The 12,281-nt window shown below is 52.8% G+C and carries 10 protein-coding genes; 2 read left to right on the top strand and 8 right to left on the bottom strand.

The features are described from left to right. Nucleotides 1-7: 7 nt before the first annotated feature. From JMI88_RS14335 to JMI88_RS14325, 3 genes are all read right to left on the bottom strand, one after another. A complete protein-coding gene (locus tag JMI88_RS14335; RefSeq protein WP_201362546.1) occupies nucleotides 8-529 on the bottom strand; it encodes a hypothetical protein in 522 nt (173 codons plus the stop codon). Between the two features lie 234 nt (nucleotides 530-763). Beyond that, on the bottom strand, nucleotides 764-3,142 hold the full coding sequence (gene cutA, locus JMI88_RS14330; protein ID WP_201362545.1) for an aerobic carbon-monoxide dehydrogenase large subunit: 2,379 nt from the start codon (nucleotides 3,140-3,142) through the stop codon (nucleotides 764-766). A gap of 102 nt (nucleotides 3,143-3,244) precedes the next feature. After that, on the bottom strand, nucleotides 3,245-3,820 hold the full coding sequence (locus JMI88_RS14325; protein ID WP_236022920.1) for a (2Fe-2S)-binding protein: 576 nt from the start codon (nucleotides 3,818-3,820) through the stop codon (nucleotides 3,245-3,247). A gap of 37 nt (nucleotides 3,821-3,857) precedes the next feature. Here JMI88_RS14325 and JMI88_RS14320 point away from each other — a divergent pair, with 37 nt between their 5' ends. Next, the gene (locus JMI88_RS14320) at nucleotides 3,858-4,085 is read left to right on the top strand and encodes a hypothetical protein (protein WP_201362544.1); all 228 of its coding nucleotides are present in this window, start codon (nucleotides 3,858-3,860) and stop codon (nucleotides 4,083-4,085) included. Nucleotides 4,086-4,139: 54 nt separating this feature from the next. Here JMI88_RS14320 and JMI88_RS14315 read toward each other — a convergent pair whose 3' ends face one another. Then, a complete protein-coding gene (locus JMI88_RS14315) occupies nucleotides 4,140-5,009 on the bottom strand; it encodes an FAD binding domain-containing protein (RefSeq protein WP_201362543.1) in 870 nt (289 codons plus the stop codon). 29 nt (nucleotides 5,010-5,038) lie between these two features. Further along, nucleotides 5,039-6,355: an amidase gene (locus JMI88_RS14310; RefSeq protein ID WP_201362542.1), complete on the bottom strand. Its 1,317-nt coding sequence runs from the start codon at nucleotides 6,353-6,355 to the stop codon at nucleotides 5,039-5,041. Between the two features lie 289 nt (nucleotides 6,356-6,644). Between JMI88_RS14310 and JMI88_RS14305 the strand changes: the two genes are divergently transcribed. Continuing rightward, the gene (locus JMI88_RS14305) at nucleotides 6,645-7,457 is read left to right on the top strand and encodes a cyclase family protein (protein ID WP_201362541.1); all 813 of its coding nucleotides are present in this window, start codon (nucleotides 6,645-6,647) and stop codon (nucleotides 7,455-7,457) included. Between the two features lie 102 nt (nucleotides 7,458-7,559). On the opposite strand, the gene JMI88_RS14300 is transcribed toward JMI88_RS14305, so the two are convergent. From JMI88_RS14300 to JMI88_RS14290, 3 genes are all read right to left on the bottom strand, one after another. Further along, on the bottom strand, nucleotides 7,560-8,930 hold the full coding sequence (locus tag JMI88_RS14300; RefSeq protein ID WP_201362540.1) for an MFS transporter: 1,371 nt from the start codon (nucleotides 8,928-8,930) through the stop codon (nucleotides 7,560-7,562). Nucleotides 8,931-9,081: 151 nt separating this feature from the next. Continuing rightward, on the bottom strand, nucleotides 9,082-10,239 hold the full coding sequence (locus JMI88_RS14295; protein WP_201362539.1) for a hypothetical protein: 1,158 nt from the start codon (nucleotides 10,237-10,239) through the stop codon (nucleotides 9,082-9,084). Nucleotides 10,240-10,395: 156 nt separating this feature from the next. Beyond that, nucleotides 10,396-12,165: an ABC transporter ATP-binding protein gene (locus tag JMI88_RS14290; RefSeq protein WP_201362538.1), complete on the bottom strand. Its 1,770-nt coding sequence runs from the start codon at nucleotides 12,163-12,165 to the stop codon at nucleotides 10,396-10,398. Between the last annotated feature and the right edge of the window lie 116 nt (nucleotides 12,166-12,281).

Genomic DNA, 12,281 nt, shown 5'->3' with positions numbered 1-12,281 from the left:
GAAAGAGCTACGCGCCGCACGCCCCTACGGGCGCCTGTGGACCACAAAGATGATTGCCCATACCTTTTCCTGCAGAAAAGAGCAACTGGTTTCCCGGTATGAGTGTCATCGTCACACTTGAACCAACGGGCCCCACATTCCCAGCGGTAATGGTTCCATACGCGACATTACCGGATACGCGGGAAAACAGGAGATCTTCTGTGTAGCCGTTGACAATGGTATCTCCCTGAAACGAATCACACGGTGGCTTCACACCAGGACCACACCAGGTGTAAACGCGCGCTTTAAAGTGCGCCTGACCGTCCGCATGAACAGCCAGGCCTGCCCCATGAGCATACCAGGAACCAACAAATCTGCTGAAACCAGGTATATCCCCTGACTCTGATGAAGCAGTTGCGATGGAAGTTGAACGCGTCGCGGCGCTGGCACTAGTGGTGATAGGCCCGACGAGCAGAACGATCAAGGGAAGAATCCAGCAGACTTTGCTCAAGCACGATGACAAATCTGCTTTTGTCTTAATCAGCAACAAGAGGTTTCTCCTTAAGCACCCCACTTCTGTGTTGCATAAAATCTTTATACGGTCTGTTGTGTAAGAGATATACCCCCTGCCATCAACACGTATGGTGATGGGGAAAAGTGTAACAGACATAGGTTCGGAGCTTGCCTCCGATTATTATTCTTCGCCGAGGACAATAATCGGATACATGACCATGCTCCCAATTATTCTCAATGGCAGAGAGATAATCGGAGGCAAGCTCCGAACCTATTGTAAGATTTCATGTAAGCGGCATGGGTGCAAAGGCATCTCGCGGATGCGTATATGCCATGGTGAAAGCGCGTCATCGAGTGCCGACGCAAAGAGGGCAGCTACAGGAATGACGCCAGCTTCACCGACCCCCTTCATGCCCAGTGGATTGAGCGGTGATGGTGTCTCGATATGCTCAACGGTGATATCAGGGATCTCGGCAGCAGTTGGGATGAGATAATCCATAAAGGTAGAGCTGAGCAACTGCGCCGTCTCATCATAGACCAGACGCTCAAAAAAGGCTCCGCCTATTCCTTGCGCTACGCCACCATGTACCTGTCCTTCCACTATCAGCGGATTGATCAGTCGTCCGCAATCGTGAACCGCTACGTACTTCACAAACGAGACCATACCGGTGGGCAGATCGACCTCAATGATAGCCCCATGCACACCGCTAGCAAAGCTTCCATGAGGTGGACTGTAAAATCCATCGGCTTCCAGTCCAGGCGCGCCACGTTCTGGCGGTAGGGCGGCTCCAGGTCGTGCGGCAGCCAGGTTCATCGCGGCCAGCGCGCGTGCGTTTTCACCATACGTATAGCGCAACGGATTGGCTTTAATGGCCAGCTGTCCCAATGTCAGAGATCGCTGAGGCGCTCCCCTGACAAACACCTTGCCTGCAGCCAGTTCTATATCCTCCGATGACGCTTCAAACAGATCAGCAGCCAGCGCCTTCACTTTTTCACGCACTTTGACAGCTGCCAGGTGTACCGCCGAACCAGCGACCGTGGCGGCACGACTGGCAAAGGTTCCTACACCCCAGTAGAAAGCCTGCGAGTCTCCCGTCGTTACCAGGACATCTTGCGGCTCAACCCCAAGTTGCTCAGCTACGATCTGCGCGAAAACCGTCTGGTGGGCCTGTCCCTGTGACGTAACTCCAGTAGAAACAAAGACATGACCATCGGTCTCGACACGTACGTGGGCCCCTTCGTAAGGACCAATCGACGTTCCCTCAACGTAATAGCCGATCCCAAGTCCCAGGTAGCACCCCTGCGACCGGGCCTGTGCCTGTCGCGTCGCAAAGGTGTCATAATCGAGTAAAACCTTGAGTTTATCAAGGGCGGCCTGGTAGTTCCCACTATCATAGCGTGTTGGTCCGCCATCCTGGTAAACAAGGCCAACGTCCCAGGGAAACTCATGGGGGCGAATAAAATTGCGTGAGCGTACCTCCAGGCGATCCATCTGCAATTCAAGGGCGATCCGATCCATGATACGCTCCATCACAAAAACAGCATGGGGACGACCAGCTCCACGATATGGGCTCACCGGGACTTTGTTGGTATATAAGACCCGGCAATCGCTGGCATAGTGTTTGAGTCGATAGGGACCTGGCAATGAACAGGCGGTAATAATGGGCACGATAATACCGTAGGGGGTATAGGCTCCCGTATCGTGTAGAAATACGTCGCGCACAGCGAGCAGCAATCCCTGGTCATCGAAGGCGTATTCCACCTCGTGCAGCTGACCGCGTTCCTGGTTGGTCGAGATAAAGTTCTCTCGCCTATCCTCAATCCACTTGACGGGCCTGCCCAGGCGCATAGTGGCAAATGGAGCCAGGATCTCCTCAGGATAGAAGAGCATAATTTTTGCGCCAAACCCACCACCAACATCAGGGGCAATAACCCGTACTTTGTGCTCTGGCAGGTGGAAGATTGCAGACAGGCCATTGCGAATCGGGATGGGAGCTTGCGTAGATATCCAGCAGGTAAGCATCTGTTCATAGCGATCCCAGCGAGCAACGATACCGCGACACTCCATCGGCATGGCCGCACCCCGTTCCATTTGGAACTGCTCGCGTATGACATGGGGGGCATTGGCCAGCACCTCATCAGGATTGCCAACGCTTTGTACCAGGTGGGCCGCTACATTGCCCTGGACGCCTTCGTGCACGAGTGGGGCATCCGGAGCGGATGCTATCGCCAGGCTATGAACAGCGGGCAACGGCTCATACTCTACATCGATCAACTCTAGAGCATCCTCGGCAACATAGCGGCTATCCGCCACAATAAAAGCGACCGCTTCTCCCACATAACGTACCTCGTGAAGAGCCAGGGGAAGCTGTGTACGGGGCTGCGTCAGCGCTTGATGCGGTATCAGCAGTGGCGATGGCTCCAGCACATCACCCAGGTCAGCGGCGGTAAGAACCAGGTGCACGCCTGGAAAACTGCTGGCTGCCTTCGCATCGATACGCACAATCTTTGCTCGCGCGTAAGGGCTGCGTAAAACCGCCGCATGAAGCATCTCCGGCAAGTCAATATCATCGACATAGACGCCCTGCCCACGGAGAAGACGGGGATCTTCATTACGTTGAACAGAAGCGCCAAACCAGCGCGTAGCCATGTTTCCCCTTCCTTCCTTTTATTCTGCTTATTTATGAATAGGACAAACCAAAGGGATCAACAAGAAAAGAGGAATTCGTAGGTGCGACCCTTGCGGTCGCACCTACGTGTTTCGTCTTTCGTGTTGCTTTCGCTCGTTATTTTCGTTAAATGAATGTATTGGGCTTTGCTCAGCCAGATACACGGCCGCGCATTTGACTGCCGCAACGATATTCTGATATCCGGTACAGCGACAGAGGTTCCCGGAGAGGCCGTGCCGAATCTCTTCCTCTGTAGGCATGGGATGCTCACGCAACAGCGCGTGCACTGAGACAATGATGCCAGGTGTACAAAAACCGCATTGTAGAGCATGCTTCTCACGGAACGCCTGTTGAATGGGATGCAATGGCTCTTCTGGCCCGGAGAAGCCTTCAATAGTAGTGAGATCCATCCCATCGACCTGCACCGCCAGCATCAGGCAGGAACGGACGGGCTCACCATTGAGGAGAATTGTACAGCAGCCACAGACACCATGCTCACATCCGACATGAGTACCAGTGAGGTGCAGTTCGTGACGCAGGAAATCCGAGAGGAGTAAGCGCGCGGGTACACACCGTTCATAGCGCTGGCCATTCACGGTCAAGCTCAGCGAGCACGTATCACATAAGGCAGGCATGGGTGTTTGTTTGATCATAACCATAGACAAGCTCCTTAGACATGGTGAGGACCCCTAATAGGTGCTGGGCTTGCCCCAGCTTGCCGCCCGCCGCAGCGTGGCGGCCCTGTGCCCTCGTCGTTCGGCCGCTCGTGGCGTGACACGGTACCCAAAAGCGAAGGTTCCTTTTGGGCACCGCGTGGGCCGAGGTATCCTCCCACGAGGGCATAATCTCTGGGATACGGGGCCCCACAAACGGTGGGGCAAGCTGGGGCAAGCCCAGCACCTATTAGGGGTCCTTTTTTCATGATGGGTTTGTCTCCCATTTGCATAAATGAAATATATTGACCCACGGCGGTCAAACCTACGTGCAGCGTTGCCAGGCGGTGCTCAGGGCCCGTTTGGTCGCCTCTGCCGTTAGAGCGCGACGATACGTAGACGTAGCATGGATATCACGGAATTTGTCATCGACCAGGCGCTCTGCCGCATGTGCGGCAGCTTGCAATACTGCGTCATCAAGTGATGTACCTGCAAGCATATGCTCAATCTCATATCCGCGCACAGGGGTAGTGGAGATACCAAAATAGCTGATGCGTGCCGACAGACATGTTCCCTTGGGAGTAGGAATCACGACAGCAATAGCTCCCGCAAGCGCATAGTCGCCAGCACGGCGCGAGAACTCAATACAGGCCCAGCCAGCCTGCGGAAGAAGCCAGGGGAAACGAATTTCCGTGACTATCTCCTGGGCGTCCAATGCAGTCGTGAGATAATCGGTAAAAAACTGCCCGGCTTTGATGACACGCTCACCAGAGCTACTACGTGCCACAACCTCACCATCCAGACAGCTAAGCAGCGCTGGCAACTCCGCGGCAGGATCGGCATGGGCAATACTGCCCGCAAGGGTGCCACGATTACGGATCTGCATATGCCCGATATGTTCTATTACCTCTATCAGGAGCGGATGCCGCTGCCGCACTACTGTTGATTGCTCAACGCTGCGTTGACGCACAATGGCCCCGACCGATAGATAGCTCTCCCCGGCCGCAATGTAATCCAGCGCGGCAACGCGGTTGATATCGACCAGGTAAAGTGGGGCGGACAGGCGCATATTCAAGAGCGGGATCAGGCTCTGTCCACCCGCTAGCACCTTCGCATCCGTGCCACATTGGGCCAACAATCCCAGCGCCTCATCCAGCACACCTGGCGCGCAATACTGAAAATGCGGTGGTTTCATGCTTTGCACTCCTCGTGTTTTCTCACCACTTAGAGGATACTGCAATGGCTAGCGAGTATATCCGCCATGGGGGCAACCCATGCAAGCAGCTGCTCATCCGCCATAGACGCGCCCACGCACTGCAAACCGAGAGGCAACTTATTCGCCGCCAGCCCGGCTGGAACGGTAATCGCGGGTAATCCGGCATAGGTCCAGGGAAGGTTCATAAGCGGGCTACCGGTCGATTCTAATCCCTCGGGTGCCGGACCCTGCGTTGCCGGACAGACCCATAGATCAATGCCCGCCTCTTGCATAAGAGCTTCTAAAACCGCGCGCAACGTAGCGCGACCCTCACGTCCCTGCGCAAGTTCTTCCTCACTCACCGTCTGTCCTTCACGAATCGCGGCTAGCGTACGCGGTCGATAGAGCGTTTCGTAGCGCGCGAACCATGGAGCATGTGCCCGGGCCATTTCAGCGAACACCATACGCATATGAAGACGATTGATCCGCTCGATATCAGGGAAAACAGGTATACGACGTACTCTATAGCCTGCCTTTTTCAGGAGTGTGAGTTGATCTTCGAAGGCAGCCAGGGCTTCAGCGGAGGCCTGAGCAAGATAGGGTCCATCAGGGACACCCAGAACAGGTAAAGGTTCAACCTGGCCGCTGTACTCACTGCGCCAATCACGGCAGAGTAGTGGTGCTACAAAGGAACATCCCGCGACATCTTGCGTAAAGTACCCCACATGTTCCACAGAGTGAGCACATTGTACCAGGCCATCAGTAGGAATACGGCCATAGGTTGGCTTAAAACCAACAATGCCACAAAAAGCAGCCGGACGAATAGTCGAGCCAATGACCTGGGTTCCCAACGCCAGTGGACAAAGTCCTGCAGCCACCGCTGCAACCGAACCGCTACTGGAGCCACCAGGAGTATGGTTAACGTTATGAGGATTGCGTGTTTCCCCCGGCTCAAAATAGGCAAATTCTGTAGTAACAGTCTTGCCAAGAATACAGGCCCCGGCCGCTCTGAGCATACCTACAGATGAGGCTTCGGCACCCGCGAATAATTCCGCCGGTAACTGCGATCCTGCCCTGGTAGGAAAACCATCGACACGAAAGGTATCTTTGATCCCAACAGGAATGCAGTAAAGCGCAGGACGGTTCAAGGGATCAGGAAAACGCTTTTGTAAAGCGGCTACTTCAGCTTGTAAACGACCACGGCGGTCCTTCTCAGGAAGGAACGCGTGCAACTGTGGATCAACAGTATCGAGCCGCTCGCAGATAGTATCAATATACGCAAACGGATCCAACTGACCACTACGAAGTGCAGCTGCTGTCGCCGTAAGTGATGTGGAAAGAATCAAGGGCTTGCCTCCTCTTAACTACTACATCTAGCATACAAAGCCGCCAAATAGGTGCTGACGAGCATGCCGGGGGCATGATCTCCTCCTCCTCCTTGCCGCAGCTTGAAGGCGCGACCCCCCTATGTTTTTTAGACATGATCTAAATGCTTATACATGCATAAATTGTATCATAAGGAAAGCATGAGAATGCAAGAGATGATATAATAAAAAGTATATCACATATACTGAAAGCTACACTATTCAAAAACGCTTCCATGCGCGTAAGCGCCATGCCAAAGGAGGGCACGAGATGAAGCAGACTGATCTGAGTAACATGCGCGTGCTTGATCTCTCACAAAACTGGGATATGCATACACCAGGCTTTGCAACCTACGAAGGACCAACGATTAAATGGATCAAACGGGTCGCCTTTGACAAGGTCGGTGGTCAGCATATTTCATCAACGCTTCACGTTGGGACACACCTTGACGCACCACTACACTTTATAACAAATGGGCAAGACATTGGCAGCATTCCCCTGGATAAGCTGGTAGGTCCGGCAGTCGTCGTGGATCTTGAAGCCCTGGGTATCGGCGACTACGATATTTATACCTCGGCCCATTTTGAGCAGTGGGAGCGCAAAACGGGACAGCGCATTCAGCCCAACGATATCGTTGTCGTACACACTGGCTATCACAAATACTATCCCAGTAACTGGTATGGTGAAACACAACCAGATGAAACACGCTACTTTATCAAGCATCCCGGACCAACACGCGAGTTTGTCAACTGGGTATTAGAGCGCAAGATCTCCTGGTTCGCCATCGACGCGGGCTCAATGGATCATCCCATGAATACCGTCATCCGCAAAGTGCGCCCGGACCTTGCAGCCAAGTGCGCGCAGAAACTGGGCAAACCACTTGAAGAGATCTGGCCCGACGACGATTTGCAACTCATGCACTATGATATGTTCCCTCATGGCGTTTTCCATGTAGAGAATGCCGGTGGGATGATCGATGAAGTACTCGACCAACGTATATGGATCGGCTGCTTTCCCTGGAAGTTTAATGGTGGTGAAGCGGCTTTCTGCCGCCTCGTAGCCTTTGTCGAGAATCAGCAGTAAGCCGACCAGAGCAAGCAGCGTTCTTACATTATCTACGAGCAACTTATGTGTTCATCCAAGTTTTTGGAGCCTCTACAAAAGTGGTTCAAGCTCGGGTCCTGTTCAGCGTATACCTCGCACGCGTTGAATGGCCAGGGTGCCCAGTACCAGGTAGATGACGGTGAACACGAAAAGTGAGGTGTAGCCGAAATGATTGGGGATGGTGCGCAGCAGTTGCAGGATGACGCCACCGATGGTGATGCCTACTACCTGGGGCAGAATACCCACGGCGGACCAGATGCCCATGAACTTGCCAGCTTCATCGGTGAGTGGCAATACATCAGTCGTGAGTGCCCAGTCAACGCTGGTATAGGCACCATAACCAATACCAAAACAGGCTCCAGCCAGCAGGGCGGCATACTGATTCTGAAAACCAATGAAAATAAAACAGACCAGTGTCATCATTGCGCTCGATAGGTAGACCAGTTTCTTGCGCCCCCAGTGGTCCGAGGCCCAGCCAGCCAGTAGCGACATTGGCAACGCCAGCAGCAATACCGCTGGTTGGAAGAGGGTGCCGTTGAAAAATTCTCCTGAGAAGGAGTTGTTGAAAAAGATGGTTTTGACGGCGCGTCCACCTAACACATCGTCAAAATAGTATTGCAGAAAATAGTAGACGCTCCAGATGCCCATCATGACCAGAAAGCGTGCCAGCAGGACCCAGGAGAGGTTGGGATAGGTGGTGGGCTTGAAGAAGAAGTTGCGCAGAAATGGCCGTAGATTGAAGGGTGGACGTCCACTGACGGGCAAAGGCGTCTCCTTCACGGTCAGGATGGTATAGATGACCACAATACTCTGTACCAGTGCGATCAACAGAAAGATCTGCACGACCTGGTTGCGGTACAGGGGTAAAGGATCGTTCTTGTTGATGATCACGCCAGCTACAATCGACCCCACGACCGTTCCCAGCAAGTTGAACAGACCGTTGAAGCCCGAGGCAAGACCGCGCTGCTGAGGCTGCACATTGTCGGCAATAATAGCGCTCCAGGGAGAATTGGCAAAATTGTTGCTAAATTGCAGCAGTAAAAACAACAGGGCGAAGGCCACGAGCAGCAGACCCGGCGGAAAGATCGTCGGCGAGAAAGCAAAAATGAGCAGAACCACGACATTGAGGACGGTCCCGATCAACATAAATGGACGGCGCCGACCCAGGCGGAATCCGGCGTAGTCGGAGATCGCACCGACCAGCGGATTCACAACGACGGCAACCAGCGTCCCCCAGTTCACCACCAGGGCAAGGTTGATGCTCTTTTGTGCGGGATCAAGGAACTTGGCGACCATACTGGGGATAACCACGGCCAGCAATGCCTGCCAGTGGAACTGGTTCGCGAACCAGAAGAGATTCAGGTTTACCATACCCAGGAAGGAGAGTGGACGCTGAACTGGCCTGGTAACGGCATCGACATTGATGCCTTCGGGCTGCTTTGAAATCTCCATCTTTTGAAAATCCTTTTCAGAGAAGATACCGTCGTTCCATTATGTGATGCGATAAGAGAATTTTATCAAAAAATCCTCTTTCTGCTAACTCATTTCCTCTGCTTATTGTAATGAATTTGTATTGCTAAATCAGGCATCATGTTGATGTGAGCTACATTCGCTTCAGGATGAGGTTAACAAAATCAATGATGTTCGGAATCACTGAGAGCAGGGCAGGTAAGGTCAGGGTGGCAATGATCCTGCGGATCTGCTTGACTTCTATCGGCCAGATTGGAAACATATCGATAATCAGGTCATAACGCCGCTTGATGGCGGAAAGACGATCATTGTCGGCTAAAATGCTGGTAACATCTTCTTTCGTTAGCTGTTGGGGATGATCCAGAATGGCTGCAAACTCGTCTACTAATGGCTTGAGGACTGCATCCCGGGCTTTTACCATTACTCCATGTGGCGTAACCAACCAGCCTAAAATGACGACGGGGGTAACGACGATATAAACAACTATCAGTACCAGCAGATCCAGCGTCGAAGAAAATATGCTGCGATGCGTTAATAGCTCAATGGTTTGCAGGAAGGAGAGGGTTGTGGCTAGCATAATACAGACACTGAGCCATACAATACTTCCCATAATGCCTAAGCCACCAACATCATCGGGATGCAGGGGGTTGATATAGATGGTGAACAGATGGAAAATTCTATTCATGGCAATCAATGCAATCAGAAGACGGATGATGCTGAGGACGGCTGTATATGCAATCAGGCCATCAATCACTGCTGTTGTTAATTGCAACCAGAATGGAACATAGTTCAGAAATGGTGGACCGCTAACAATGAAGCGATTCAAGAGATAGATAATAATAAAGACAGCGGCGCCAATAGGCCATACAGGCTGATTCATCCACTTCTGCAGCTCTTTGCAGAAGTGGGCGTAAAAAGTTGTCGCATCTTCTCCGCTGACAGGCTCTTTCAATACCCCCGTGCTCCAGAGTGTATGAAAAAGGGTCGCTACTATCTCCGGCAACCAGAGATAAGCAATCAAAAGTAGGGTGGCGGTTGCTATTTCTAAGACAGCAAACAGAGGTTGATTTGCCAGTCCATGACCGGTTCCTGGAAGTATATAGAGACCATAGAAAAACACTGAGCCAACGACAATACCGATCGCAAGTAGCATAAACGAGTTCAACGCCAGCCTGTCTTTCAGCAGAACGAGTAAAGGATCGTTTTGATATAGCTCTTGAGCTCGCAGCAAAGATGCTCTCTGCATAACCGGGATTTCATCCACATCCTGAATAGGACTCAGTTCCTCCATGCTTAAGACCTCCCAGACCATCTCTTACTACAGCCTTAAACTGGTAGACTATGCTGATAAAGTGTTTGCATGCTAAATACTACAACAATATCTAGAACATGTCTAGATCATACTCACGATCATTCTTGTTTCCATTGTTTCCCAACTCCCCTTTTTTTACTCGGCCGATGCGTTTGACTCAAGGTAGCTAGAAGCCTGGCGAGTGAACATCGACCAATACCTTTGACCGGCCTTCATCAATTCGTCGTGCGTTCCTTGCTCGACGATCTGACCGCGCTCCATCACAATGATCTTGGTCGCGATTCGTGCCAGGGCGAGCCGATGACTGACGATGAGCGCCGTCTTCTCCTGTGCCATATTGCGAAATACTTCCAGGGCTTCATACTCGGTGTGTGGGTCAAGTGCGGCAGTGGGCTCGTCCAGGATGACGAACTGCGCTGTAGGGCGCATCAGTGCTCGTGCGATCGCTACGCGTTGCCACTGACCGCCCGATAGTTCCACCCCATCGTCCAGTTGTTTACTCAGTGGCGTTTCCAGGTGCCGAGGCAGACCCGTAATCAGGTCACGCAGTCCTCCTTTTCCAGCTGCAGAAAGCACTGCTTCGTCATCTGATAATGCGCTGAGCCTGCCGAACCCGATGTTCTCTCTGAGTGTGGCAGGGAAACGGGCAAAATCCTGGAACACAACCGCTACATTCTGGCGAAATGCATGGATATCCATGGAACTATAGTCATTGCTATTCCAGAGAATCTTCCCCGCCGAAGGCCGGTAGAGCCGGCACAGCAGTTTTGCCAGGGTCGTCTTTCCCGCGCCGTTTTCGCCGACAATGACCAGCGTTTCGCCAGGCGCGATGCTCAGATTGATCTCGCGTAGTGCTGGCTGAACAGCTCCTGGGTAGGTGAATGAGACATCAATTAACTCAATACCAGGTGCGCCCTCGACCTTGTCGCTCCTTTCTTCCTCACTCTCACGAGCTACGTTCGCGTTCCCCGTGTCTTCGTAGTCAAGCAGTTCGAAGAACGCATTTGCCCCCAGCGAGATCTGCTGAAGTTGCGTGGTGTTGGTAATCAACATATACAGGCTGCGACGTACCTGAAAGACGAGTCCGGCATAGAGGGCAACATCACCTATGGTTAAGTGGCCCTGGAGCGCTTCAAGCACGACGAAGAGATAGGGCAGCCCTGTCCCAATACCACTCAGCAGGGACCAGAAGAGCGTCCTGGTAGTCCCCTGACGACGAAGCGCGCGCATCTCAGCGAAGGCGGCCATGAACAGCGTTCGCCAGCTTTGCAGAAAGTAGGGAGCCAGACCATACATGCGCAGATCCTTGGCGAACGCGGGTTTGATCAGGACTTCGGCATGCGCATTCATTTTGCGTACCGTTGTTGCTTGCGCCGACTCCACACTCCATTGGCGCGTTTCGTAGTCCAGTTGGACATACACCGAGGGAATCGAAACCACGAAGATGAGCAAGGGGACCCACCAGGCCAGAGACGCGGACAGGATGATCGTCGGAACCAGGACAAAGGCACCTGTCATCAGGTTGTAGACCACGATGGCAAGGTACTGAAGTTTTGGGATGCTGTTCTCAGCCAGTGTAATCAGATTGAGGAGCTGTGGGCTCTCGAAGATCTCAACACCAGTAAAGCTGGAAACCTTCGTGAAGAGGAGTTGCTGGCTGCTCGCGTTCAGTTGATCACGCAGCGAGGAGAGCTGAAAGCTGCCAAACGTCTCAACACTGTCAAGGATGAGATTGATCACCACAAAGCCAACCATGCTCCACATCAACGGCGCATGGTTCCCGGTGAGCAGCCCCCAATCCAGCGATGTGGTTCGACCAAAGGAAGCGATCTGATCAATCACGACTTTCCCGAGCCAGAGCAGCACCGCAGGCCCGGCTCCAACGGCAAGGTTGAACACCGTCATGCTCCAGAACTCCCCAGGAGCAGTCTGGATGACAAGCTGCAAAGCACGCACGATTGGACGGAAGCGTATGGGCGATTTCCAGCCCGAGATTCTCGATAACCACAAAACTTTCATAG

The sequence above is a fragment of the Dictyobacter formicarum genome (assembly GCF_016587435.1).
Note: the sequence above shows the minus strand (reverse complement) of the source record. Positions and strands in the feature narration are given on the sequence as shown.

Bases quoted from the DNA above. Each gene is read 5' to 3' on its own strand.
- JMI88_RS14305 (WP_201362541.1), top strand. From the start codon at position 6,645: ATGAAGCAGACTGATCTGAGTAACATGCGCGTGCTTGATCTCTCACAA.
- JMI88_RS14325 (WP_236022920.1), bottom strand. From the start codon at position 3,820: ATGGTTATGATCAAACAAACACCCATGCCTGCCTTATGTGATACGTGC.
- JMI88_RS14300 (WP_201362540.1), bottom strand. From the start codon at position 8,930: ATGGAGATTTCAAAGCAGCCCGAAGGCATCAATGTCGATGCCGTTACC.
- cutA (WP_201362545.1), bottom strand. From the start codon at position 3,142: ATGGCTACGCGCTGGTTTGGCGCTTCTGTTCAACGTAATGAAGATCCC.
- JMI88_RS14295 (WP_201362539.1), bottom strand. From the start codon at position 10,239: ATGGAGGAACTGAGTCCTATTCAGGATGTGGATGAAATCCCGGTTATG.
- JMI88_RS14315 (WP_201362543.1), bottom strand. From the start codon at position 5,009: ATGAAACCACCGCATTTTCAGTATTGCGCGCCAGGTGTGCTGGATGAG.
- JMI88_RS14290 (WP_201362538.1), bottom strand. From the start codon at position 12,165: ATGACGGTGTTCAACCTTGCCGTTGGAGCCGGGCCTGCGGTGCTGCTC.